Source organism: Aliiglaciecola aliphaticivorans (assembly GCF_054782055.1).
Genome location: NZ_BAAGTF010000018.1, coordinates 123,522 through 148,492, shown reverse-complemented (window position 1 = coordinate 148,492; position 24,971 = coordinate 123,522). Strand labels below are relative to the sequence as shown.

Genomic DNA, 24,971 nt, shown 5'->3' with positions numbered 1-24,971 from the left:
TATAAATGCAAATATCTCAATAGGATGCCCTTCCTATTTTGGTATTCAATTCGATTAGAGTAAAAAGGACGTAAGAATATGAAGATTTTAGGAATAGCGCTATTGAGTTTAACTATTTGTAGCTGCGCGACACAAACTTATAATGTAAATGGAGGCGGTGGTACTGAGCCAACGAAAGAAACAATGCAGCCATTTTTTGTTAGTGGAATTGGTCAAACGCAAGAAATGGATGCTGCCGCTATCTGTGGTGGCGCAGACAAAGTAGCTAAAGTTGAGTCTCACGTTTCATTTTTGAATGGATTTTTAGGTGCGATTACATGGGGTATCTATACTCCAAGGCAAGCTAAAGTTTTTTGCATAAAATAAAGTTGATATTAAGGTTTGCTAAAGCTGATAGTTATCAGTTTTAGCAAATTTCTGCATACAAAACGCGATAAAACTGTTGTAAACTTCAAACACTCGACGCTTAAAAAACAGCCAGATCAGTGAAAATATATTGATTAAAAAAAGCGACTTTATTCTCTTACAGATAGCGTCCAGGTATCGATTCAATGCAGGTAAAACAGCATTTATATGGTTATTTCAACTTGCTATTATTGCGGTAAATACAGGCTGTGTATCTTTACCTAAAAATAATTCAGTTCGGAGTTTATCCGTGATCGCACCTCCCGACGCAGTGTTAAGTCAACTTGCATCTGCCAATACACCATCAAATCCAAATGAATCATCCTTTGTCTTTCTCAGTGACGGTGCAGATGCCTTTGTCGCCAGAATGGCATTAGCGTCCAAGGCAGAAACCAGTATTGATGTGCAATATTATATTTGGCACAACGACGTTACAGGCAATCTGCTGGTAAATGAATTGATTAAATCTGCGGAAAGGGGCGTGAGAGTGCGTATTTTAGTGGATGATATTAACTTTTCATCTGCCAATGATGATGCACTCGCCTTACTTGCAAGTTACCCCACAGTTTCGGTAAGAGTGTTTAACCCTTTTAACCGAAAAGTGGATAAAGTTAGCCAGATGGTGCTCCGCTTTGGTGACATCACCCGGCGAATGCACAACAAGTCTTTCGTGGTAGACGGCCAAGTTAGTATTCTTGGTGGACGAAATATTGGGGATGAATATTTTGGCGCCAATAGTCAGTTAGAGTTTGCTGATCTTGATGTGCTTTCAATTGGGCCAATAGTCGCAGACGTTTCATCGGTATACGATTTATATTGGAACAACCCTTTAGCTTACCCAATTGAATTGCTTCGCCCTAAGATGTTCGATAAACAGTACATTGATAAAAAGCGCGAAGAATTGTTTGATTTTGCACTTGAGCAACAAAACTCTGTTTATGGAGATAAAGTTCGTGCGTCAAACTTTCTGAAACAGTTACTGGAGCACAAGCTTTCATTTTTCTCCGGTAATGTTGAGTTGATTTACGATGATCCTGATAAAATTTCAAGTAGTCGGGATCAAACTGAACTTCACCTGATCAGTAAATTAGCACCGAAAATACATAATATTCATAAAGAGTTACTCATTATTACACCTTATTTTGTGCCAAAAGATAAGGGCTTAGATTTTCTGCTGGCCCTTGAACAAAAAGGAGTGCAAGTTAGAGTTGTTACTAATTCATTAGCATCAACAGATGTCTCTATGGTGCATGCGGGCTATAAAAATGCCCGTAAAAAACTACTTAAGGCTGGTGTTGAGCTGTATGAAATGAAAGCAGATCCAAGTGCCCTAAAAATGCCTAACAAAACAAATTTTGGTTCATCAAGAGCGAGTCTACATGCCAAAACTTTTGCAATTGACCGTGAGACTTTATTTGTCGGCTCGTTGAATGTTGACCCTAGGTCTTTTACTGAAAATACCGAGATGGGCATGTTAATTCATTCCAAAGAGGCCGCGCAAATTCTAGGGGAATGGTTTGACTCAGATCTCAAAGACAGTGTTTACACGCTGTCTTGGGATGAGCAAAGTAGTAATATAATCTGGACAGACTACAATGATGGTGATGTGAGAAAATATTCCCACGATCCTGATACAAGTTGGTTACTTCGACGCTGGGTAGACTTTTTAAGCTTGTTGCCAATAAAGTCTCAACTCTAGATTTTTAATAGGTTTAGGGGCCTCAAACAACAATAGAATATCAGAGTGAAGTTCATATTCCTTCGATAATACTAACCCATTAGTTTTCGTTTTTACCTTCGATGGCGCGAATTTTTGAGTATATCTCTTCCGCCTCATAGGTGAGTTGCGAATAGCTTTTGATATCGCCATTTCGTTGTGCATGCATTGCCTTTTCTAATTTCATGGCATGCTGTTTCTTGAGTTTTTTAGCCGGGTCGCTTTTAAAGAGTGAAAACATTATATAATTCCTTTATAAATTACAGCTTCTACGTACAAACATCGAAAAGGTTTAAAATTCGTTTTATTGGTTTCGGTGCAACAAACTAACAAATAATGCCTAGCCAGTTAGAATATATATCAAAATTTGCTATCTTAGGGAGTTCCAAATGCGTAGCCAACGTTACCGAATACTCTGCATAACGATGGCTATAAAAATACAAAGTAAGTTTACAGAAACTGCCAAACCCACTACCACAAGGAGAGTTATATGAATGATAAGAAAGAAGAATATTGGGGAATGCCGTTAAATACTTATTGTATGCTGATTCATTTGAGTCAGCTAACCAGTATTATCATTCCAGGGTTGGGATTTATCTTACCTATCGTTATGTGGGCAACGAATAAAGATAAACATGAAGCTATCGATATACATGGCAAAATCACGGTTAATTGGTTAATTAGCCTTTTTATCTATTCAATAGTTTGCGGTATTTTAGTGTTTTTAATTGTCGGGGTTTTTGGACTAATTATATTGGCCATACTTAACTTAGTGTTTGCTATTATCGCAGCAATCAAAGCCAATAATGGTGAGGTTTGGGTTTATCCCCTTAGCATTAAGTTTCTTAAATAATTGGCTCTTCAGTGCCACAGAAAAAAATTGATAGACCTCCTCTGTATTTTCTGTGGCTATGACGACCTTGAATCTGTGGCCTTTGGCTAGTAAAAGTTAAAACACCTCAAGTGTATCACTCCCCTGCGCGACCACATTGCGTGGTTTAGCATGAAAATTTTGACTATCATTATAAGAATATCAACAATCATCAAATTTATTGGTGGTTGTTATTGTTCAATGATGTTCGAAGTCGGTCTGAAGTGAAAGCAAGACATTAGGTGTCTCAAGCCAACATTGTAAAAACACTATTAAGGATGCTAATGAATCTTTATCCTTCCTTAAAACGAAAATCTGAGAAATGGCTCTTATTATTACCAAGGGTTCGATTCTTTGGTTTTTTTGGTTATCTTTCTATTATTATCTCTTTAAGTCTTGTTATGTTTGCCGGTTCGCAAATGGTCACCGGAGACCAAGGCGATTTAGTGGTTTCTAAGACCACTGCGGAGTATCGAGGTTTCGTTTGGATGTTAAGTATGATCAGTTTTTCAATTGGTTTACTTTGCCTGATAATTAGTGATTTAAGGGGCGCTGTTGTGTCTATTGAATACAAAGGTGCTCAATAATGAGAGATCCTGAACGCATTACTGAATTACTCGAACTTATCAACGCGCTGTGGAGCAAAAGCCCAGATTTACGTTTTAATCAGCTGATTTATAACCTGCAATACGGGTATTCTCAGAAAAACAGTAAGCTTGGTCTTATCAAAGTCGAGGACAGTGATGGTTTTACTCGTACCGGTTTTGATTTTTTTAACCTCGAAGATGAGGCTTTTATTACATACCTCAAGGAGGTTTTATCCCATGGAAAATATTAATACTTCTGCCAATCGACCTAGTAACTCTATGCACGCTCTTACTTATAAAAGCATTGTCGGGTTGAGCTCTGTGCTGCTTAGTTTGTTAGCAGGATGCACGACAATTGCGCATCAAAATAGCCCAAGCCCTGACTACGATGTGGCCTTTACGTGTGTGAATGGCGAGAGCTTGCGAGTGCAATTTTATACTGAGCAAGAAGTCGCTGTGTTGCTGCGGCATTCAGATGAGATAACCTTGCCTCAACAAAAGAGTGCATCAGGATTTATTTATAGTAATGGGCCTAACACTATTCGAGGTAAAGGCGATAATTTGACTGTCGAAATTGGCAGAATGATGCCAATCGAGTGTGTAAAACAGTGAGTATTTCTCTCAGACATCAAGGCACTGCCCTCTAACCTGAAATCCGCCGCCTTTGACTTATATTATGACTGATTAATATTGCTTGGCTTGAATTAGAACGTTTTGAAACCCATATTACTAAATTGAAGCCCAGGTCGAAGTTAGCGGGTTTCTAGTTTAGTTTTTCACTGAGGTTTAAAATGACAGATTCAACCATTCAGATCGTGTGTTCAAGTTGTAATGCAAAAAACCGTCTTCCCCAAAATAAACTTGCCGATAATCCGTTGTGTGGGAAATGCGGCAAGCCGGTTCTATCGAGCCATCCAGTTGCTGCTACTGACCAAAACTTCAGTCGTTTTATTACCCATAACGGCTTGCCAGTAGTGGTGGATTTTTGGGCACCGTGGTGCGGCCCTTGTAAGCAATTTGCGCCCACCTTTGAACAAGTAGCCAGTGAAATGTCCACTCAAGCCTGTTTTGTAAAGTTAGATACAGAACGTAATCAGCAAACTGCTGGTGGCTATCAAATTCGCTCCATTCCAACGTTAATGATATTTCATCATGGCAAAGAAGTCGCTCGTCTATCTGGTGCCTTACCTAAAACTCAGTTTAAACAATGGTTAGCACAAAACTTACCGAAAGTGTAATTTGGGAATACAAAATCGTTAGTGTGATTTTCAACTGATTCACTCAGTACGGTTCGACAACCTTCGCCTACTCTAATCGGTGATTATGGGGTTGGATTGGGCTGGGTAGTGTTTTCTCGCCTAAAATATCGAGCAAGTTTATTTCAATCGTTCTCGACATGGCATGTAGTGGCAGATCATTGGCTGATACCCCAAATGGTTCTTCTAATTCCTCGCTCAATGCGTCTAAACCAAAAAATGTGTAGGCTATTATGGCGCTGAATAACGGCGTCATTAAGCCTTGTGAAGCGACAATACCGAAGGGCAACATAAAGCAATACAAGTATGCGGTGCGTTGCACAAGTAACATGTATGCGAAGGGAAGCGGGGTATTTTGAATACGCTCACACGATGCCTGAACGTCAGCCATGGCTGTTAAATGTTCATCCATTTTTAGCATTAAAAAGTCAGATATCATATTTTTTTGTCGACACTCTCCTAGTCTTATTCCGATTAAACGCAAAATTCCATCGGATAAGCTTTGTGCATCTCGTATAAATTGCATATCGTTTTGTGCAATGTAAGGCGTAATATCGGGCCAGGGATCAGAGTGTCGTAATTGATGTCGCAGTGCGTGGCTAAATGCAATAATCAGTTTGATGATGTATTTTTGGGTTTCAGCTCCCTCAGTTTGCTTGTCATCAATATAGGAAGTTATCTGACGGGAGAGGCTACGAGAAGCGACTATGAGCTTGCCCCACTGTTTACGTCCTTCCCACCAGCGGTCATAACTTGCATTATTTCGAAAACCCAGAAATAACGATAAGGCGACCCCAAACAATGCCACTGGGGCGAGTGTGAACTCGGGAAATGCCTCAGGGTAAAAATGTTGGATGGCTGCAACACCTGCGCCTAATAAAGTAATAAAGATAATTCGCAGATAGATGAGCGGTAAAACCGAGCCTCTTATAATAAAAAACAAGCGCAGTGAGTGGGGATTATCGCGTATAATCATAGGTGCCTCTATCTGGATGGTTGTATGCCATTATAATGAAATGGCGAACAAATTTCAGTGAACCTTAATATTAGGAGCCAACATGAAAACTGCATCACCAGCCAATGGAAAACCGCCTTCATTTGATCCAACAGATAGTCAGCGTATCGAAATCAGTTCGCCGAAAGACTGGGCTGCTGGCATTCCAGCTGTTATTTCTGCTTATAAAAACGTCACATCGAAAGCTGGGCCCTTTAAAGGTACGCGGCTTCTGTCTGATTTGAATCAGATTGAAGGCTTCGATTGTCCTGGCTGTGCTTGGCCTGATCCCTTAAACAAGCGCGCGACGTTTGAGTTTTGCGAAAACGGAGCAAAAGCGGTGGCTGATGAGGCAACAACGAAGCGTGCAGACGCGCAGTTTTTTGCTAAACACATTATTGCTCAGTTATGTGAAAAATCTGACCGTTGGCTCAACGATCAAGGTCGCTTAGTCGAGCCAATGTGGCTTGCGGAGGGCGCGGAATATTATCAACCTATCGATTGGGATAGTGCGTTTGCAATCATCGCCAAGCAATTGAATGTATTAGAAAGCCCCAATCAAGCCGCGTTTTATACTTCTGGGCGCACCGGCAACGAAGCGGCATTTTTATATCAATTATTTGTGCGTAAATTTGGCACTAATAACCTTCCGGATTGTTCGAACATGTGTCATGAGTCCAGTGGTGTCGGATTGGGGGAAACCATCGGTGTGGGCAAAGGCACCGTTAGTCTTGAAGACTTAGAACATGCTGAAGCGATTTTTGTGTTTGGTCAGAATCCGGGGACAAATCATCCGCGAATGCTCGGAACACTGCAGGACGCAAAACGTAATGGCGCAAAAATTGTTGCCATCAACCCGCTGGATGAAACCGGCCTCAAACGCTTTAAAAATCCACAGGAAGTGTCCGGGGTGATTGGCAACGGTACTGCGCTTCGAGATTTGTATTTACCGGTGAAAATAAATGGGGATGTCGCGCTATTAAAAGGTTTGTGTAAAGTCTTAATTGAACGTGATAACAAACATCAGCCAGTACTGGATCATGAGTTTATTGAGCAGTATTGCCATGGTTTTGAAGAGTTTAAGGCCGATATTGAGCAGACCAGCTGGCAGGATATTGTAAAGGGTAGTGGTCTATCCCAAGCGCTCATTGAGCAGGCTGCAGATATTGCCTGTGAATCGAAAAAAACTATTTGCTGTTGGGCAATGGGCATGACCCAGCATAAAAATGCGGTGGCCAATATTCAACTAATGACCAATTTTTTGATGCTGCAAGGCAATTTAGGCAAGCCCGGTGCCGGTGTTTGTCCTGTGCGAGGTCATAGCAATGTGCAAGGTGACCGAACCATGGGCATTTGGGAAAAACCTAGAGCGGAATTTCTAGACGCTCTTGAACAAGAATTTGCTTTTAACCCGCCAAGAGACAACGGTGTTGATGCAGTTGAGACTGTGCATGGTATGCAGCAAGGGCAAATAAAAGTACTGTTTGCCTTGGGCGGAAATTTTTTCAGGGCCATGCCTGATCATCAAGCCAATCAACAAGGGCTAAGTCAGTGTGAGTTAACGGTGCAAGTGTCAACCAAGCTAAACCGCTCTCATTTATACACTGGCAAGCAAGCATTAATTTTGCCCGCGTTAGGGCGCACTGAAATTGACACTCAAAATAGTGGTATTCAAACTATCACCGTTGAGAATTCAATGGGGGTTATTCAAACTTCCCACGGCAAGATCCCTCCTGCATCTGATTTACTAAAAAGCGAAGTAGATATTATTGCTCAGCTTGCACAGCAGACGCTTAAAAATGATAGTGTTAACTGGTTAGCATTACGGGATGATTACCGTCTTATTCGCGACCATATTGCGAATGTTATCCCCGGTTTTGAAAATTTTAATCAACGTATTGATGAGTTGGGTGAGTTTGTACTCCCCAACGGTGTGCGGGACGCGCGAAACTTCGTTACAGCCACGGGTAAAGCAAACTTCATGGTGCACAGTATCGACAATATTGATGTGCCAGAAGACTGTTTATTAATGATGACCATTCGTAGTCACGATCAATTTAACACCACAGTGTATACCAACAATGACCGCTATCGTGGCGTTCGTGGCACTCGTAAGGTGCTGTTTGTTAACAAAGAAGACATTGCAGATTTGGGGATGCACAGCGGTCAAAAAGTCACGATTCGTAGCCATTGGCCGAATGATCAGGCGAGCATCAGAGAAGTAACTGATTTTGCGTTAGTGGAGTATGCTATACCGAAAGGGTGTGCCGCGGCCTATTACCCTGAAACCAATGATTTGATCCCCATTGGCAGTGTAGCTGATAAAAGTAACACACCAGCCTATAAGTCGATTGTGATTAGTTTGCATGCCGCTAGCTAATCGTAATGGTGAAAAAGGAACACAATGGCAAGCGCTCAATATGCGCTTGCCGTGTTACAGAAGGTTAGTGTCTAAAGCTAGGCATTAAAGCGGGAATACCCGGCAACATGCCAACCAAAGCCATTACGCTGGTTAATATAACAAACATGACAAGTGGAATAATCCAACGACTCATGTGAGTTAACTCAGAACTTCTTTCTTTACAGCCTATTAATCCTAGGTTATCAAGCAACATAGTTAGTGACCATCCAAATGCAGGGTTCACCAAGGTTGAAGCGAATACTACAATGGCCGCAGATTGGGTGGTTTTGCCTTCACGGGTCATTTCCATGCCTGCTTCAAGAAGTGGAATAAATACCCCTACTATTAATGCAACACATAACACCGGTTGCCAAATGGCGAGATCCATTGGGTATCCCCATACACCTGCAATAACGCAGAATAACGCGGTTAAAATAGCCCCTGCGGGTATCGGGCGCTTAGCAATGGCTGCAGGCACAATATAGGTGCCCCACGAAGAAGCGAAATTGGCACCGCCTAAAATCGAACCAAAGGTTTGTCTGGCTGATGCGCTTAACATAGTGTCATCGATGTTCATTTGCACTTTTTCGGTACGCTGTGGGTAGCTTATTTTTTGGAAAACTTGATGACCCAAGAAGTCCGGAGACCACATGGCTACAGCAAGTATCGCAAAGGGTAATACCACAACAAAACTCTCAATAGTCGGCAAACCTAACATCCAGCCAGTATTTTCTCCCCACCAATACATAGGGTTCATGTTGGGTAATCCAGGCGCGGTATGGAACTCAAAGGGGGCGCCTAATGCAAAAGCGGTAGCCCCGCCCAATACGCAACTTAGTGGTACCGCCAACCAACGTTTTTTGAAGTGTTCCAAAAATGCATAAAGTAGGATAGTGGCCAATATAACGATGAAAGCAATATGGGTTTTATCAATACCTTCAGCCCACACAAACAGCTTTTTGACTTGGGAAATTGTGCCAATAAAGCCTAAATAGAGTAAGAGGCCGCCACATACCCCTTTACTCGTAAGTCGGGCGAGCAAACTTCCGCCTTTACTGAATGCCAAAATCAATCCAAAGGCTCCAATAAGCAGTCCAAATGCCATTGGATGTCCGCCAGTGGCAACAACGATGGGAATTAACGGAATTAACGGCCCATGGGTACCCGCTAAGTTGGCAGTGGGTAGGATAAAGCCTGAAAACAAAATAATGAAAAAAGACACTATGAGCAACTCGTAGCGCACATTCTCTAAAACAAATTCATCACCAAGCCCAAGTGCACCAGCAAAGGTAGCTGCAATGGCGGCAACCATAACCACCTTACCAATGGTGGCAGCCATTGCTGGAATTGTATCTTCGAATTCAAAACGGTAATCTCTAAATGGTAAATTAGGCCGCCAGCGTTTTGGTTGCATAATTTGCAGTTCGTGCTCTAGGTATTCATCCCTAGTTTCAAATTCAGAACTCGGTTTGTGAAGCTTTTCATAGCTATCGGAAACAGCTTTACTCTCCGTCACTTGTTCAGCTCCAGATGTTACGTCATCTTGCGGCGTGGTATTCATGATTTCCCCGGCAACATAGTTGCTCTTAAAAAATAAAAAATAGCTTTATTTAAAGCAAATGAATGTTGAGGGCGTAGGATAGATCAGCTTTTTAAAAATTACGATAAGCCTAAGGTCTTACATATTTTAATTAAAATTTGTGAATGTAAATTGCAGTTAATAGAAAAATAGTGACTAATTTAAAGATACAAATCAAATGATTAGCCTGTTGGGCGGTGTAAAGGCGTGTCAAATTGAATAAATACAAGGCTATCGACTAATTTCCTTCTTACTAAAATGCATTAGCGTTCACTAATTAACGCTTACTTGAATTCACCCTTGCAATTCAAAGCGAGGCTCAAGTATTCAAAAAAGATATAGATAACCGATGACTTATTTTTTTTATGTCTAAATTTTTTATTTAAATAAGCTGTTTCTATCCATCATAAATCCAGTTGTCATTTTTTGCTAAAACATGAGGGGAGTCACAGACTACAATCAAATTTATGTGATTTTTCACTTTTTTATGATGGTTTAAGGCTAATTTCTTTTTGCGCCGGCATTGAGTTTTAGAGTATAATTTAAGCAGACTACAGGTTTGTCGTCTGAGCCTATTTTGCTCTAATTAGTATAGGTTAAAAAACACTTTAAATAGCTCTATTGAGTAGAAAAAGTTGGTTTCACGTTCAAAGCACGATATTGATATCAGCGTAAATACGCTTTTAGGAATTGGACAGAAAACTAAAGTAGTGGTAAGTCGAGTAAAAAATTGTATGGCTAATATACCTAAGGGTATTATTCTACAAGCATGGATCAGCTCGAGTGCTCTTCAAACTGGGTCATAATCATATCCCTCCAGCGTTAAAAGAGACTAAATTAATTCAAAATGACCCTTAACGAGTCGTTATTGAGTTAATCGGTGTATCTATTTTTTTGAGCTTATTGCCACCAATGTCCTTCTTCAACAAGCTTACTGTTTTTGTATCAAATTATTAACTGAATCTGTGACGTGACTCAATTTAACGACTTTTTCTAAAGCCTCGTTAGGGCACAACTTAAATCAGGTCAAAAATGCTATCTGCACTTAGAAAATCGCTACAAAGTAAACCCTCCTACCATGATATTCAGGCTAACGTTCTTGCCGGCTTAACTGTTGGTGTTATTGCTCTTCCTCTTTCTATGGCTTTAGCCATTGCCAGCGGCGTGCCCCCGCAACACGGCCTTTATACGGCGATAGTGGCGGGGATCATCATTGCCTTAACGGGCGGATCTAAAGTGAATATCTCCGGTCCTACAGCCGCTTTTGTGGTTATTTTGCTGCCCATTGTGCAGCAGTATGGCTTAGGAGGCTTGCTGGTGAGCGGGTTTATGGCCGGTTTTATCCTAGTTTTAATGGGAGTTGGTAAATTTGGTAAGCTAATTGAAATCGTACCCTATCCAGTGATTGTTGGTTTTACATCAGGGATCAGTGTCGTTATCGCTACCTTTCAGATTGGTGACTTTTTAGGGTTAAGCATTGAGTCTCTTGATGGCCATTATTTAGATAAGTTAGGGGCTATCGTTTTAGCCTTGCCTACCCTGGCGTGGCAAGAAACCTTGATTGGCGTTGTGACCTTAGTGGTGTTATTGCTGTGGCCAAAGTTTCGTTCAAAAATTCCGGGGCACTTGGTGGCTTTGTTGATTGCCAGCTCTGCTGCATGGTTACTTAGCTTGACGGTAGATGATTTCTCTGTTGCCACTATTGGTAGTCGTTTTTCGTATGATATTAATGGTGTGGTGGGAAATGGTATTCCTCCAATTTTGCCAACCTTCGAATGGCCATGGAATTTACCTGGTGCAGATGGTGCGCCAATTGGTATCAGCTTTGAGTTAGTTCGCTTGCTGCTTCCATCGGCAATAACCATCGCAATTCTAGGTGCCCTTGAATCCTTATTATGTGCCGTGGTTGCTGACGGCATGTCGGGGAAAAAACACAACTCCAATGATGAGCTAATCGGTCAGGGAATTGGTAATATCATTTCTCCATTATTTGGAGGCTTGCCTGCTACCGCTGCCATAGCTCGCACAGCGGCAAATGTGAAAACCGGCGGAAGTCTACCCCTTTCTTCCGTGATCCACGGCTTATTCATATTACTCAGTATCTTACTGCTTACGCCTTTGTTGTCTTATATACCCATGGCTTCTATGGCCGCGTTGTTGTTAATGGTTGCTTGGAATATGAGCGAAGCTAAGTATTTCATTCGAACCATAAAAATTGCACCACGGGACGATGTGATCGTGTTGATTTTGTGTTTCCTCCTTACAGTATTATTTGATATGACCATTGCTGTAGGCGTAGGGATTGGCTTAGCTGCCATGCTGTTTATTCGAAGAAGTATTAGTTTGACGCAAACCTCTGAGATAGAAGCTGATCATGCCGACTACGATATGCCTGACAACACGGTTGTTTACGATATAAACGGAGCATTGTTTTTTGGATCTGCACATAAAGCACTGAAAACCATTGCGTCAGTGAGGCCTGATGTGCGGGTGGTTATTCTTGATATGTCTGAGGTTACTCTCCTTGATATGAGCGCCATCGTGGCGATGGAGTCCATCGCTAATGATCTACAGCAAAAAAATATAGGGTTAATTATTAATAGTTTGCAGCCGCGCATGATCTTAAAACTCAGACGTGCAGGCATCCGGAAAAAAGTGGGTAAAATCGCATTTTCGAGAACCTTGAATGATAGTTTTGAATTAGCCCGCAAAATGCCAATGTAATTTTAACTATTTAGCCTCTTAAGTTGCTCTTGAGGTTAAATGTAATTTACTAACATTTGCCGTTTCCCCTCTAAGTGAGCTAACAATTATCCTTAGAGGTTTTTTACTAGTGAATTGATATATCTTTCATTTCTGACATCCATGGATAGTGGTTTGGCTATTTCAGTTTTTTGTCAAAAAGGTCTATGCTATTAAAAATAGATTTATGCAAATCTGTGCATATTCATAACGTCAATTTTTGGCTCGCAATCTCAGTGTGTTGTAGGGATAGCAAACACAAAATAGAAGAGGGATTTTTATGTTGAGACGTGCTAAATCAATCATGATTTTTAGCGTAGCTCTTTGGGGCTTCGTGGGGGCTTTGCACAATGTCATTGATTGGGATGGTACATTGGCTGCTGTGGGAGCTGCAACGTCAATGATTACCATACCCGACGGTTCACAAAGCTGGCAAGCCACCTCAAATACCTTTGTTATTTGGTTTGGTGCGTTATTAATACTGGGGGCGGAAGTTGACTACCGGGGGAATGTGTACTCTTGGGTCTATCCGTATGTGGAAAGCGCAAAGTGCAAACAGTACGGCATACAATGCTGCAAAACAAATCGCATTAACCGGATGTGCGGTGGCGATAATTATGTTATTCGGCGGTTTTATTATTATTGCTGAAAGTTGGTTTGAATTATGGCGTTCAGAATCAATGTTGGCACCAGTGCTGGGATCAGCTTTTCGATACGGGGGAATGATTTCGTTAATTGCGATTTTTGTCGCATTGAAAGATTAACTTTGGTTTTTGTGAACTAAAAAAGGCGATATTAACACTGCATATCGCCTTTTTAGAGTCAAATAACCAATCTTTGGTTGCTGTATATCTACTTAGAAGTGCATAAGCACATTGACACCATAAGTGCGAGGTGCACCTTTTAAGAAGGTATCAGGGGTTAACCCTGTTGTTGGGAAAAAGCCAACATTGTAGTCTTCATCTGCTAAGTTTCTTACCCACAACGCCACTTCCCAATCTTCAGTTTCCAATGCCACACGTGCATTTGCGACAGTGTAAGAATCTACCTCATCATTGTTGTTGATTGTTTGGTAGTACTCACCAGTATTACTGGCATCTATTTGCGTACGTAAAGTAAAGTCATCGTTTATGGCGGTGGCATAAACCACAGCCAAGTTCCAAGATAGATCAGGCGAAAAAGGTAAATCATTACCTTCAATAGTTGCATCTTCACCTTTGAAGTTATCTATTTGTGATTCAACAAAAGCGGCTCCAGCACGAATATCTAACCCGTCAATAGGTGATAACGTTAAGGCAAATTCAGCACCTTTAATTGTCGCATCTGACACATTTGCGCGAACATTGGTGCTGGCCCCTGCGACGAATAATGTTGCCGTAGACTGATAGTCAGAAAAATCGTAATAAAATAAGTTCGCTTCAGCCGAGACTAAACCATCGTCTGAACGATATTTAGAACCTACTTCGTATGCGATTAGGGTTTCTGAATCAATTGGTAGCGCCTCTTCTGCCGTCAGTATTGTTGAACCGTCGAAGCCGCCAGCTTTATAACCAGTACTAACTGTTGCATAAAGTCGCCACTGTTGTGCCGGAGTAAAGATTCCGCTGATCTTCCAAGTTACCTCACTATCATCTAAGGATTCATTGAATAGCAGCGGGGATGAAGGAGCAATAGGTACGCCAATATACACCTCTCCTGCAGGGAAAAAAGAGGGGGCTGTGCCGTAGACTCCATAAGGGTCAAGGTTTTGGGTTTGCCCCTCGAACGTGACTTCATCTGATGAGTAACGAATGCCAGTTTCTAAGGTAAACCAATCTACCGGTGTCCAATCTGATGAGGCAAACAGGCCAAAAGAATCACGTTCTTGAATATAATCTGTTTGTACGTCGGTTTGCCACAATCCAGAGTTTAAGAACAATAAGTTGGTGCCAAAGTCGACTTCATCTTGTAAGGCGAAAGCGCCAAGTAACCAGTTAACGTTTTCTGAATAGCTTCCAGCTAGGCGAGCTTCAATCGTCAATTGTGAAAATTCATTTCTGAATAAATAATCAGCGACTGCAAATGGTAGGTTGTCAGAGGTTGTATAGTCACGGTCAAGTGACTCGTAGCCAATTAAAACGGTACCCGTCATATCCGTTGAAAACTCATGTTCAATTTGCAGGTTTGCGCCAAATTGGTCAGAGTCTAGTTTAGGTAACATATTGGAATATACCGTGAAGGGGTCATTGTCTAATGCATCGGCAAATTCAATAAGTGCAGGGTCTTGTGGGTTAAGAAAAAATGCAGCAGAGCTTGCATATTCCGCCCAATTATCCGCGCTGACATCTGGGATAGCTAATTCAGAATTATCTTCTCCCATTGTTATTTTAGTTGTTACTAATGTGCTGTCTGATACTGTCCATTCAGCGGTCACGCGAGCAGAAATACGATCAGCTCCGCCCCAGTCTCCTTGAGCTGCCACACTTTCTTGAGGAGTAATGGTTCCATCTGCATAAGTGTATCCCGTTCCCGGGCCCGTACCTAAGTGCTCGTAGAAACCGTCAGATGATTCATACAGACCTGCAATACGAACTAAGAAATCTTCGGAAATGGGAATATCAACCGCCCCTTCACCGCGAAATAAACCATAGTTGCCGACATCTAAATCCACATATCCACCAAAATCTATATCAGGTCGATTGGTTAGGATATTCACCGCTCCGGCAGTCGCATTACGACCATATAAAGTACCTTGAGGTCCTTTCAATACCTCTACTCTGTCAATATCGAAATACTGGCCATTTAATAAACCATTAGTGCCTTGGTAGACACTATTTACGTGAATTGCAGCTGAAGAGGAGCCATTCGGGTTGAAGTCATCATCACCTACACCGCGAATCGTTATTCTAGGTGAAGAAGCGCCAGCATAGGTTTCACTGTAAATTACTCCTGGAGTATTTAGGGCTAACGCTTGCGCATCGGCGGTACCATTGGCTCTAAGTTGTTTGGCATCGAGTACATTAACAACCCCAGGTATGTCTTGAATTGATTCGACTTTTTTACGAGCTGTTACAGTAACAACTTCGAGGGTTTCATCTTCTATATTTTCTACTTGCGCAAGTACTTGTGAAGGCAAGGCCGCTAGCCCTGCAGTCGCCATAAAGATACTTTTTACGGCTAGGGAAATTGTCTTCTTACGAAAGTGATTAATGTGTGCTGTATGGGTAGTCATAAGTGTTCCAATATTAACGTTAAGCATAAACTGCCCCCATATTTGAGGGCGGCAGATTATAACTAATTTCCTATTAGCAGGAATGGGGCGGACCCTCATTTATGTGAAATTTAACGTAAAATTCATATTAACTTGTTGTGCGCTGTTTTTGGGGGAATCTAACCTGATTTATCTTTCACTGGTCGTAACATTAAGCGCACTTTGCGCAACCATGGTTTGTTTGCTAATCTCCGTGCGCCGGCGTTACCTTGTTGGGAATTTGTTTTTTAGTCACTGAACAAATTTTTTCGGTCTGTCGTAATAACAATTCAATATGAATTCAAAGCGTCACTAGTGGCTTACGAATAAGCACAATTAGTCATATTTTTAGGGAGTGGGGAGTGGAAGATTCGTTCGAGTTTTTAAGCTTAGTTCTCGACTCGATTACTGAACATATTGTCGTAATTGATAGCACGGGAGACATTAAATATGTCAATCGAAGCTGGTCAAATTTTGGTAACAATAATGATTGTAGCGTAGGAGATGATTGGCACGGCGTTAATTATTTAGAGGTTTGTGATAAAGCTGCCGCCATTGGCGATGATTTTGGAGCAAACGCTGGAGAAGGCATTAGAAGCGTCATTGAGCAACGTTCTTCTGTTTTTTATCTAGAATATCCATGCCACAGTCCAGATGAAGCTCGCTGGTTTATGATGCGCATATCGCCGTTTCGCCTATCAGAATCTAATTACTTTGTTATCACCCATCAAAATATTACAGAGCGTAAATTAGCCGAAGAAAAGGTATTAAAACTTTCTCGAATTGATGAATTGACGGGAATTGCAAATCGTCGTCACTTCAATGAATTTATTAAAAGTGAGTGGGAACGTTGTCACCGCCATAACATGCCAATTTGCCTTGCTATGATAGATTTGGATCATTTCAAATTATTAAATGACAGTTATGGCCATCAGGTGGGGGATCAGTGTTTAAAAACTATTGGCGAAATACTACAAAATTATGTCCATAGACCAAGTGATATTTGTGCCCGATACGGTGGAGAAGAGTTTGCGATAGTGTATGGCGATACTAATTTAGAGCAAGCCAAAGGGTTAGTTAATGAGTTACTCGAACACATCCGCTCCCTTAATATACGAAATGAAAACGCACCCGGTAACCCTATGCTAACAGCTAGTATTGGCTTGTATTCGACCCATCCGAGTCATGATAATAACGTCAGTGAGTTTATTCGTAGCACCGATGATTTACTCTATTTGGCGAAAAAAAATGGCAGGAATCAAATTTCTTTTTAAGGTCTTGCAAGCAATCATTGCGTCATCGGCTTAGAAAGATTGTACAAGGGCTCATTTTAACGTCAGTGTTATTTCCTATCGATGTTATAATCTAGCTACTTTTTGCCTAATTAGCCTAGCTGAATATCGAGTTTTGCTATTGAGCAAAGTGTGACGCTTTTATATTCATGTATTTAAGTGAATCCTCAATCAACAGCGTTTTTAGGGAGTCTCAATGAAAATTTTAGTCCGAAATTTAGCTCGAACAACCAGTCAAGATGAATTGACCCGTTTATTTGCAGAGTTTGGCAAGGTGCAGTCTTGTAATTTGGTTATGGATAAAGACAGTGGTGCATCAAAAGGCTTTGGGTTTGTGGAAATGCCCAAAGCGGGCGAAGCTAAAGCCGCCATCACAAACTTAAATTACAAAATGATTGGCGGTAATAAAATACGAGTTAAAAAAGCTGAAGATAAAAATATTGAAGATACTTTAGAATAATTAAGTTGAATTGAAACTTGGTATGCGAATGGGGTACTAGCATCCAAAGCTGCCAACAAAATGGGATTATTGAATGAGCAAGCCTGTTAAACAACATATTGCCAGCGTGGCATTGTTAGTAGAAAACTATGCCGAAGCAATCGAGTTTTATACGGAAAAGTTAAACTTTGTCATTACGCAAGACGTCGACACTGGCGATAGTAATCGGTTTGTTCAGATCTCCCCCAGCCATTCCGGTGATTGTCATTTGTTATTGCTCAAAGCAGAGTCTGAGCAGGATATTGCTGCAGTAGGAAATCAGGCTGGTGGTAAGGTGTTCTTAATTCTGCAGACCGATGATTTTTGGCGAGACTATAAAAAAATGCAATCCAAAGGGGTTGTTTTTAATGAGCAGCCACGGGAAGAGCCCTATGGTACTGTTGTGGTATTTCAAGATTTATACGGAAATAAACTGGATTTGATTGAATCAAAATAGAAAGTGCGTACCTAGTGTTTAACTTGATACCCACCCCCCAAGGATGAGTCACTGTGTTTTTAATGATTAAATTGTTTTTGTTGCTGGCTGCACTGAAGCTCCATGATGTTGTTGATAAGCCCACTTCACCAGCGTTATTGTATATTTTACCACTGATTATAATTGGCCTTGTTACTACCCCTTCCATTTTGCATACGCTCTTTTTTAGTTTAGTGTTAGCCTTGTTATCCTTGTTGTATTTTTGGTTGTTGTCGCGTTTTGCTTCTGGCTTTAAATACTACGGGATTATGTTCACAGGTGGGCTGATACTCATGCTATTTTGAGCCTTTGATTCGACAATTTTTATAAAGTTGATATACAAAATGAAGCGCGGGATTACGGGATATCACCAAGACGATGAAAATCACTGGGTAGCTGAACTGGACTGTGGTCACAATCAACATGTTAGGCATTCTCCACCTTGGATGAATCGACCTTGGGTGGAAACAGCGTCAGGTAGAAACGCCAAAATAGGTTTTATGTTAGATTGTAAAAAGTGTGATAGAAATGAACCAAAAGACAATTAAAAATATCCTTTAATTTTTGCTTAGCTGCTGCTTAGCTGTTGCTAAAGTTTGGCTTAATCTTTGCCATTTTGTGGGAACCCAATGTCTGAAATTTTAACTATCGTTTTGCTTACTGGTCTATCTGGAAGTTGCATACTTATTGGTGGCATTTTGGCCACCTTTGATCATATTCGCCCTCTGTGGATAGAGCGAGAAGTTCGCCATTCTGTGATTGCCTTTGGAGGTGGTATTTTATTGGGCGCAGTCTCGGTAGTGTTAGTGCCTGAGGGGATTTCCAATATGGGACATTCGCTGTTTTCTATTCCAATTTTGTTACTCGGTGGGTTTGTTTTCTTTTTTGTCGAACGGCGATTGGGGTTAAAAAAACACGATTCACCGCAACTTATGGGCATGATGTTGGATTACATTCCCGAAGCTATTGCGTTAGGCGGCTTAGTCGCACTCGGCTCTCCCGTAGCACCATTGTTAGCGGTGTTTATTGGTTTACAAAACCTCCCTGAAGGCTTTAACAGTTATCGGGAAATTAATAGCAGAAATGGCAATCATTCGCGTAAAACCCTGTTTACCATGGCGGGATTAATTCCCTTAGGCCCAATTGCTGGAATTTTTGGTTATATCTTTTTGTCAGATTATGAGGCGGTGCTAGGTGCAATCATGTTGTTTGCATCAGGAGGTATTCTGTACATCATATTTCAAGACATTGCACCGCAATCCCGTTTAGACAAACACTGGGCACCGCCTTTGGGTGCGGTCTTTGGCTTTTGTTTAGCATTGTTTAGTGACATGCTAGTGAGTGCGGGTTAGTTAAGATTAACACTCACGTGAATCAATTATTTAGATACTAAGAAGTCGTCTATGAAAACTAAAAAGTTAGTCTTATGTGTATTGTTATTCGTTTTAAGCGCATGCCAGACAACCTCGCCTAGCAAAATCAAAAATTATGATACCCAGGGTAATTTACAATCAAACTATGCATTGGGATGTGTCGGTATTGATGACGTGAGTCCGTCCCACTCGCCAGCGGATTTATTTTCAGGTTTAACTCAATGCATTGAACAAAAAGAATATGAAAAGGCGTCAGATTTATACTTAGTGGCCATGAGCTATGGTTATTTTGATACCCGCAGGGTTGCGGATCGTTCTGCACATCAAGCCGTTATGGTGTTGAGAATGGAAGCATTCGCAAATCAAGAACAACAAACGCTCAATCATCTGTTAGCGGAAATTACCCAGAAAACCACAGACAATAAAGGTGTTTGTGACTACATAAAAGATATTGGCATGCCAACGTACTATCCCAGCTATATGATTCAACATGGTATTGGCGCGTTTACAGAGCAGCCACATAGTAATGGTCTTATTGATGATTTTGATGCCGAAACAGCATGGCAAAAGGCCCTGTCAGTTGTGGTTAATTGCTCCAGTTAAACAACTATTCGCACTAACTCTGTAGCGGTGTTTTTTAATTTGGTGGTGGGCGCTCAGCATGTTGCTAAATTTTAGATAAATAACTGTTAGCAAAAAAGCCAATTAAACGTATACTCGCCGCCCTGCCGAGTATTGCACAAGATTTAGGCGTTAATTGGCGTCTTGTCTATTTTGTACCTCCAGGCAATTACCAAATTTTCTTTCGCTTCAATTTAATTCGGCTTTTATAAGGTAACAGACTTGAACGCCATCCAACCTTTGGTTCAGAACAGTGATGACAGTGGTTTTGACGAAACTTTGTTTTCGGCCATTGCTGATGATTTATATCAGCAAGGCTATAGCATTAAACCGGTTTCGTTACCCAGCAGTCTTTGTAATGCTATGAGTCAATATCAGCTGAGAATAGACGAGCAACGCTTTAAGGCGGCTGGTATTGGACGTGGTAATGATTATCTGCAAAATGAATTTGTAAGAACCGATGAAATTTGTTGGATCACTGGAAAATCAGCAGAGGAAGTTGAGTGGCTAAGCTGGACAGCCCAGCTGCAACGATACTTAAACAGTCGCTTGTTTCTTGGCTTATTTTCCTTCGAAAGTCACTTTGCCCACTATGCCCCTGGGATGTATTACAAACGTCATTATGATGCGTTTAAAGGCGAAGCTCAGCGTGTGCTATCCATAGTCACATATCTTAACTCTGGTTGGGCAATTGATGACGGAGGTGAGTTAGTTTTGTTTACCGACGACAACGATATTGAGGGGATTAAAGTTGTGCCTTTAATGGGCACCATAGTTGTGTTTTTGAGTGAAGATTTCCCCCATGAAGTGCTACCAGCACAACGAGATCGCTATTCAATTGCAGGATGGTATCGAGTGAATACATCAGTAACCGAGCGAGTGGATCCTCCTTTATAAGCTTGTTGTTTAATCTAAACTTTGCTGTGCAGAGCATGCTGAAAGCAATAACAACTAATTAAATTCATTTCCTTTGATTTCAATCAAATTTTCAGTTTGAAAATTTACCTGTCAGGCGCAATGTGTTTCTTACAGCGAGTATACTTTTACAATGCAGTCAATGAAACGAGACAGCATTTAAATTTTATCTGGACATAAGGAATTACTACTATGAAAGTTAAAAGACATGGCTTATCTATTGGTATTGAACGAGTGGAACAGAATTTTTTCCTATCCATGCAAATTGTTGGAAAATTAACTCACGAAGACTACGAAATTATCACACCGCTAATCGATTCTGCGTTAACCCAGGTGAAAGAGCCCAAAGTCAATGCGTTCATCGATGCTACAGAGCTTGAAGGTTGGGAGTTAAGGGCAGCCTGGGATGATTTTAAAATTGGTTTGAAGTACAACAATGAATTTAACAAAATAGCGATTTATGGCAATAAAAAATGGCAACATTATGTGGCTAAGATTGGTTCTTGGTTTATTTCCGGCGAAGTGAAGTTCTTTGATGATCCTGAAGCTGCTATGGAATGGTTAGCGTCTTAACTTGGTCCTGTACTTAGGTTTTTCGGTCAGATTACTGGGTTATTTATACAATTTGTAAAAATATTTGTATATTAACGAAGAAATAGCGAAAACTTAGGATCACTATGCTGTTTACCCAAGGGCCATTGGTTTTAGAGCTAATTAATAGTTACCCGCCAAAACCGCGCAAAGCCTTGTTAGCTTTGCGTGAATTGATTTTGCATGTGGCAATGAATAGCCCTGAGGTCAAAAAACTTGAAGAGACGTTAAAGTGGGGCGAACCGAGCTATATCTGTAAAACTGGCAGCACCTTGCGTATGGATTGGAAGCCAACGGAGCCAGATTATATTTTTATGTACCTTCACTGCCAAACTAAATTAATAGAAACCTTCAAAGAACTTTACTCTAGCCATTTAAATTTTATTGGCAACCGAGCTATATCCTTGCCTTTAAACCAGCCACTCCCAGAAAAGGCGTTATCCCACTGCATTGAACTGGCCCTTAAATACCACAACATTAAACATTTGCCTTTATTGGGGTGTTAAAAACAGAGTCTGTGCATGTTAGTATTTGTGCCAGAATAGATCGTTGAACGGGCTCTAATAAAGGTGAAAAAAGCCAGAAAAAACCTATTCCTGATTGAATCTCTTTGCGGATTTTTTACAGTGATTGCCATTTGGGTTGCTGTAATTGATTCTGGATTTATTATGGGAATGAAAATGATTAACCGTGGCTTTCATTTAGGCTACTTAATCGTGTTTGGGGTTATTTTGAGTTCAGTTGGGGTGTGGGGTATGTTGCAACTGCAATTAAAATTGCTGTTCCCCGATGCCTATGAAGACAGTATTTCATTTTATCGTTTCCACTTGTTCTGCGGGGCCTTGGGTTGTGTGCTCTGTACTTTATTTTTCATTGACTATGATCCTCTTTTTGCTTTTTTTAGCCCTTTACCCTTATTGATTTCTACTTATTTGTACCGCAAAAAACTGCGCTTTGAGCAGCTCGCATGTTGCTAAATTTGTCTCTTGTACAGCTGGCTAGGTTTACCCTAGGTTTAGCTTGGATTTACCACGGCTTAATTCCTAAACTATTGCATGTGGATCCATTGGAACGAATTATCACCGAAAGTCTTGGCCTTAACTCCCAATACAGTTTAGTTTTTACGCAAAGTGCAGGTGTGGCTGAAATCTTGTTGGGTATCGCTTTAATTTTGTTTTACAAAAACCCCTTACTCATTTATTTTAGCGCTCTTAACTTAGCTGCTTTGCTGGTTTTCACGATAATTTTTATTCCACAAGTAGCTTTGTCGGCATTTAATCCAGTGACTACCAACATTCCTTTATTGGTTTTGAGTGTTGTATTGCTGCAGAATACTCAGCAAAAGCCAACTATCACTCAATCAAAACAGGAACGAGAGTAGTTTTATGGGCATTAAAGTAGTACGGGGCGATATATGATAAAACGACTAGCAACCCTATTGGGTTCGCTATTTCTGTTGCTGGTGGCAATCTATGTTGTGTTATTCATTTTGTTTCAACAACCGGATAAAACCGTAGCAGAACTTGCTCCTACCTGGGCGCCGGCCCCTTCGCAATTTATTGATATAGGTGGAATGCAAATTCATCTGCGTGATGAAGGACCAAAAAACGATCCCCTACCCATTGTTTTACTCCATGGTACCAGTTCATCTTTGCATACCTGGGAAGGCTGGACACAAGCATTAGCGTCTCAACGAAGAGTGATTCGCTTTGATTTACCTGGGTTTGGTTTAACCGGCCCACATCCGCAAAATGATTATTCAATTGAGCAATACAGTCAGACGGTTATCGATATTATGAACAGCCTCGGCATAGAACGATTTGTATTGGCTGGAAACTCGTTGGGGGGCTATATTTCATGGGCAACGGCGGTGTTTTATCCGCAACGAGTGGAAAAGCTGATTTTAGTGGATGCCAGTGGGTATCCGTACCAATCTGCTTCTGTGCCTTTAGCTTTCACTATTTCTCAGCAACCATTACTTAAATTATTAGTCGGTGATATGTTACCCCGTAGTTTAGTGGTGAAAAGTGTGAAAAACGTTTACGGTGATCCTAGTAAGGTCACCCCTGAGTTGGTTGAGCGCTATTATCAATTAACCACTCGTGAGGGCAACCGGCAGGCGTTGGCAGCACGCTTTGCACAAACTCAGCCTAGTGAGTTAATCAATCGAATTTCTGAAATTAAGCAGCCTACATTAATTATGTGGGGGCAAGAAGACCGCCTTATTCCTGTCGATTTAGGGCGCCGTTTTCAAGAAGAAATAGAAAACAGTGAGCTGGTTATTTTCGCTACTCTGGGTCATGTTCCCCACGAAGAAGATCCTGAATCCACTGTGAAAAGTGTGATTGATTTTCTGCAACCTTAAAACGATTACAGAGAGTAAAATATGACACGGGAACCAGAACCACCTAAACTATCTCCAGCCTCACCAAATAGTGATAAACAAACAGCAAAAATCCCCGCGAATGTACGTGTCATGATCGCACTCGTTGCATCGCCCACTCTAATGGTGATCGCATTTTCTATTTACTGTATTTTGATTGGAAATTGGCAAGAACCTGGTGTCAGTGGCATCATTTTTTCTGCTTTGGGGATATTTGCCTACTATGTTGTTTTGGTTGGTCGACTGCCAACTTGGTTTCATTTTAAACGTCAAAAACAACAGTGATTAGTTGCCATCGATATTGTCCTTGTTAGCACGTTGCTGTGATGGGGAGTATCTTTCTTTCTGCTGTTGCATAGCCTCAAATAAAGTTAACAGAGGTTGGGTGTCTGTATTGCATATGATCTTCAGTGCTTGGGCTGTGGCTTCCAATGAAGACAGACTATGCTCAAGTGTCGATTTACGTATACGGTATTGATTCTCAGGTAAAGCATCAAAGTGCCAGCTTGGTAATTCGTGTAGCCATGGATTCAATTGCCACATTTTAGTGGCTTTACGCCAAGTGGCATCTATTACGATTAACCTATGGGGGAGCGTATTTGGGTAATGTTTATCACACTCTTCGAGGGGCTGACTTTGAGCATTGGGATACAAAACCCAAGTCTTGTTATCAAGGGCGTTAATTGACGCTTTTATATTAGCAAAGTCCTGTTGGTTTTCGCCTATGATTATTTCCGAATTCTCAATACACAAAGGCAGCAACCTGGCAGTGTTTTTACCATGCTTAGATTCCAGCGGGTGCTGTAATATAGTTAACTGCAGTGGCACTTTTACTTCGCTGATAAATCCGCATATGCACACCGTTTTCGGATAGTGACAGCGTGTACAAATTGGACGCTTTTTCATAGCATGTTTTTCCGTAACGGGTTGTGATTAAATAGCGTAAAGTTTATCTATCTTGAGTCAGAATCCAGAGTTATTTTTTCGGGAACTTAATATCATTCGCAGAGCCTTACTATAGCTGATAATCTATTGGGTATAAAAATCTTCGTGTGTTTGTTT

At 41.1% G+C, this 24,971-nt stretch carries 29 protein-coding genes; 24 read left to right on the top strand and 5 right to left on the bottom strand.

What is annotated here, in order from left to right; all coding sequences use genetic code 11:
* Positions 1–78 precede the first annotated feature (78 nt).
* Both ACYVIL_RS10195 and ACYVIL_RS10190 read left to right on the top strand, forming a co-directional pair.
* A complete protein-coding gene (locus tag ACYVIL_RS10195; protein WP_303474638.1) occupies positions 79–366 on the top strand; it encodes a Bor family protein in 288 nt (95 codons plus the stop codon).
* 130 nt (positions 367–496) lie between these two features.
* The gene (locus tag ACYVIL_RS10190) at positions 497–2,104 is read left to right on the top strand and encodes a phospholipase D-like domain-containing protein (protein WP_460312382.1); all 1,608 of its coding nucleotides are present in this window, start codon (positions 497–499) and stop codon (positions 2,102–2,104) included.
* Positions 2,105–2,183: 79 nt separating this feature from the next.
* On the opposite strand, the gene ACYVIL_RS10185 is transcribed toward ACYVIL_RS10190, so the two are convergent.
* Positions 2,184–2,363: a DUF6435 family protein gene (locus tag ACYVIL_RS10185; protein WP_303474640.1), complete on the bottom strand. Its 180-nt coding sequence runs from the start codon at positions 2,361–2,363 to the stop codon at positions 2,184–2,186.
* 249 nt (positions 2,364–2,612) lie between these two features.
* Here ACYVIL_RS10185 and ACYVIL_RS10180 point away from each other — a divergent pair, with 249 nt between their 5' ends.
* From ACYVIL_RS10180 to trxC, 5 genes are all read left to right on the top strand, one after another.
* Positions 2,613–2,975, top strand: a complete 363-nt coding sequence (locus ACYVIL_RS10180; protein WP_303474641.1) for a DUF4870 domain-containing protein — start codon at positions 2,613–2,615, stop codon at positions 2,973–2,975.
* A gap of 302 nt (positions 2,976–3,277) precedes the next feature.
* On the top strand, positions 3,278–3,580 hold the full coding sequence (locus tag ACYVIL_RS10175; RefSeq protein ID WP_460312381.1) for a hypothetical protein: 303 nt from the start codon (positions 3,278–3,280) through the stop codon (positions 3,578–3,580).
* Entirely contained in the window at positions 3,580–3,831 is a 252-nt protein-coding gene (locus tag ACYVIL_RS10170) for a hypothetical protein (protein ID WP_460312380.1), read from the top strand. Before ACYVIL_RS10175 ends, ACYVIL_RS10170 begins: the two co-directional genes overlap by 1 nt.
* Positions 3,818–4,192 (top strand): MliC family protein, encoded by a 375-nt coding sequence (locus ACYVIL_RS10165; RefSeq protein WP_460312379.1) that lies wholly within the window; start codon positions 3,818–3,820, stop codon positions 4,190–4,192. Before ACYVIL_RS10170 ends, ACYVIL_RS10165 begins: the two co-directional genes overlap by 14 nt.
* Positions 4,193–4,371: 179 nt before the next feature.
* The gene (gene trxC, locus ACYVIL_RS10160; RefSeq protein WP_460312378.1) at positions 4,372–4,818 is read left to right on the top strand and encodes a thioredoxin TrxC; all 447 of its coding nucleotides are present in this window, start codon (positions 4,372–4,374) and stop codon (positions 4,816–4,818) included.
* Between the two features lie 67 nt (positions 4,819–4,885).
* Here the strand turns inward: trxC and ACYVIL_RS10155 are convergent, their stop codons facing one another.
* Positions 4,886–5,812, bottom strand: a complete 927-nt coding sequence (locus ACYVIL_RS10155) for a bestrophin family protein (RefSeq protein WP_460312377.1) — start codon at positions 5,810–5,812, stop codon at positions 4,886–4,888.
* Positions 5,813–5,894: 82 nt separating this feature from the next.
* Between ACYVIL_RS10155 and ACYVIL_RS10150 the strand changes: the two genes are divergently transcribed.
* Positions 5,895–8,210, top strand: coding sequence for an FdhF/YdeP family oxidoreductase (locus ACYVIL_RS10150; protein WP_460312376.1), 2,316 nt, complete (start codon positions 5,895–5,897; stop codon positions 8,208–8,210).
* Positions 8,211–8,274: 64 nt separating this feature from the next.
* On the opposite strand, the gene ACYVIL_RS10145 is transcribed toward ACYVIL_RS10150, so the two are convergent.
* Positions 8,275–9,792, bottom strand: coding sequence for a DUF3360 family protein (locus tag ACYVIL_RS10145; protein WP_460312375.1), 1,518 nt, complete (start codon positions 9,790–9,792; stop codon positions 8,275–8,277).
* A gap of 1,050 nt (positions 9,793–10,842) precedes the next feature.
* Here ACYVIL_RS10145 and dauA point away from each other — a divergent pair.
* Complete coding sequence (gene dauA, locus ACYVIL_RS10140; protein WP_460312374.1) at positions 10,843–12,534, top strand: C4-dicarboxylic acid transporter DauA; 1,692 nt, start codon at positions 10,843–10,845, stop codon at positions 12,532–12,534.
* Between the two features lie 512 nt (positions 12,535–13,046).
* Positions 13,047–13,316 carry a DUF2165 family protein gene (locus tag ACYVIL_RS10135; RefSeq protein ID WP_460312373.1) on the top strand — a complete coding sequence of 90 codons (270 nt, stop codon included), beginning with the start codon at positions 13,047–13,049 and terminating at the stop codon, positions 13,314–13,316.
* A gap of 92 nt (positions 13,317–13,408) precedes the next feature.
* Here ACYVIL_RS10135 and ACYVIL_RS10130 read toward each other — a convergent pair whose 3' ends face one another.
* Positions 13,409–15,763 (bottom strand): TonB-dependent receptor, encoded by a 2,355-nt coding sequence (locus tag ACYVIL_RS10130; protein WP_460312372.1) that lies wholly within the window; start codon positions 15,761–15,763, stop codon positions 13,409–13,411.
* A 380-nt stretch (positions 15,764–16,143) separates the two neighbouring features.
* On the opposite strand from ACYVIL_RS10130, the gene ACYVIL_RS10125 reads away from it, so the two are divergent.
* From ACYVIL_RS10125 to ACYVIL_RS10060, 14 genes are all read left to right on the top strand, one after another.
* Complete coding sequence (locus ACYVIL_RS10125) at positions 16,144–17,055, top strand: sensor domain-containing diguanylate cyclase (RefSeq protein WP_460312371.1); 912 nt, start codon at positions 16,144–16,146, stop codon at positions 17,053–17,055.
* A 214-nt stretch (positions 17,056–17,269) separates the two neighbouring features.
* Positions 17,270–17,533 carry an RNA recognition motif domain-containing protein gene (locus ACYVIL_RS10120; protein WP_460312370.1) on the top strand — a complete coding sequence of 88 codons (264 nt, stop codon included), beginning with the start codon at positions 17,270–17,272 and terminating at the stop codon, positions 17,531–17,533.
* A 73-nt stretch (positions 17,534–17,606) separates the two neighbouring features.
* Positions 17,607–18,008 (top strand): VOC family protein, encoded by a 402-nt coding sequence (locus ACYVIL_RS10115; protein ID WP_303474654.1) that lies wholly within the window; start codon positions 17,607–17,609, stop codon positions 18,006–18,008.
* Positions 18,009–18,061: 53 nt separating this feature from the next.
* Entirely contained in the window at positions 18,062–18,331 is a 270-nt protein-coding gene (locus ACYVIL_RS10110) for a hypothetical protein (protein ID WP_303474655.1), read from the top strand.
* A gap of 39 nt (positions 18,332–18,370) precedes the next feature.
* Complete coding sequence (locus tag ACYVIL_RS10105) at positions 18,371–18,574, top strand: DUF3565 domain-containing protein (RefSeq protein ID WP_303474656.1); 204 nt, start codon at positions 18,371–18,373, stop codon at positions 18,572–18,574.
* An 81-nt stretch (positions 18,575–18,655) separates the two neighbouring features.
* A complete protein-coding gene (locus ACYVIL_RS10100; protein WP_303474657.1) occupies positions 18,656–19,378 on the top strand; it encodes a ZIP family metal transporter in 723 nt (240 codons plus the stop codon).
* A 51-nt stretch (positions 19,379–19,429) separates the two neighbouring features.
* Positions 19,430–20,002, top strand: coding sequence for a hypothetical protein (locus tag ACYVIL_RS10095; protein ID WP_460312369.1), 573 nt, complete (start codon positions 19,430–19,432; stop codon positions 20,000–20,002).
* Between the two features lie 240 nt (positions 20,003–20,242).
* On the top strand, positions 20,243–20,917 hold the full coding sequence (locus ACYVIL_RS10090; RefSeq protein WP_460312368.1) for a 2OG-Fe(II) oxygenase: 675 nt from the start codon (positions 20,243–20,245) through the stop codon (positions 20,915–20,917).
* A gap of 210 nt (positions 20,918–21,127) precedes the next feature.
* Positions 21,128–21,508: a SpoIIAA family protein gene (locus ACYVIL_RS10085; protein WP_303474660.1), complete on the top strand. Its 381-nt coding sequence runs from the start codon at positions 21,128–21,130 to the stop codon at positions 21,506–21,508.
* A gap of 104 nt (positions 21,509–21,612) precedes the next feature.
* The gene (locus tag ACYVIL_RS10080) at positions 21,613–22,032 is read left to right on the top strand and encodes a DUF1801 domain-containing protein (protein ID WP_460312367.1); all 420 of its coding nucleotides are present in this window, start codon (positions 21,613–21,615) and stop codon (positions 22,030–22,032) included.
* A gap of 63 nt (positions 22,033–22,095) precedes the next feature.
* The gene (locus tag ACYVIL_RS10075) at positions 22,096–22,503 is read left to right on the top strand and encodes a hypothetical protein (RefSeq protein WP_460312366.1); all 408 of its coding nucleotides are present in this window, start codon (positions 22,096–22,098) and stop codon (positions 22,501–22,503) included.
* The gene (locus ACYVIL_RS10070) at positions 22,494–22,907 is read left to right on the top strand and encodes a DoxX-like family protein (protein ID WP_303474663.1); all 414 of its coding nucleotides are present in this window, start codon (positions 22,494–22,496) and stop codon (positions 22,905–22,907) included. Before ACYVIL_RS10075 ends, ACYVIL_RS10070 begins: the two co-directional genes overlap by 10 nt.
* Positions 22,908–22,940: 33 nt before the next feature.
* On the top strand, positions 22,941–23,891 hold the full coding sequence (locus ACYVIL_RS10065) for an alpha/beta fold hydrolase (protein WP_460312365.1): 951 nt from the start codon (positions 22,941–22,943) through the stop codon (positions 23,889–23,891).
* Between the two features lie 21 nt (positions 23,892–23,912).
* Positions 23,913–24,194 (top strand): hypothetical protein, encoded by a 282-nt coding sequence (locus ACYVIL_RS10060; RefSeq protein ID WP_460312364.1) that lies wholly within the window; start codon positions 23,913–23,915, stop codon positions 24,192–24,194.
* On the opposite strand, the gene ACYVIL_RS10055 is transcribed toward ACYVIL_RS10060, so the two are convergent.
* Positions 24,195–24,815 carry a tRNA-uridine aminocarboxypropyltransferase gene (locus ACYVIL_RS10055; RefSeq protein WP_460312363.1) on the bottom strand — a complete coding sequence of 207 codons (621 nt, stop codon included), beginning with the start codon at positions 24,813–24,815 and terminating at the stop codon, positions 24,195–24,197.
* Between the last annotated feature and the right edge of the window lie 156 nt (positions 24,816–24,971).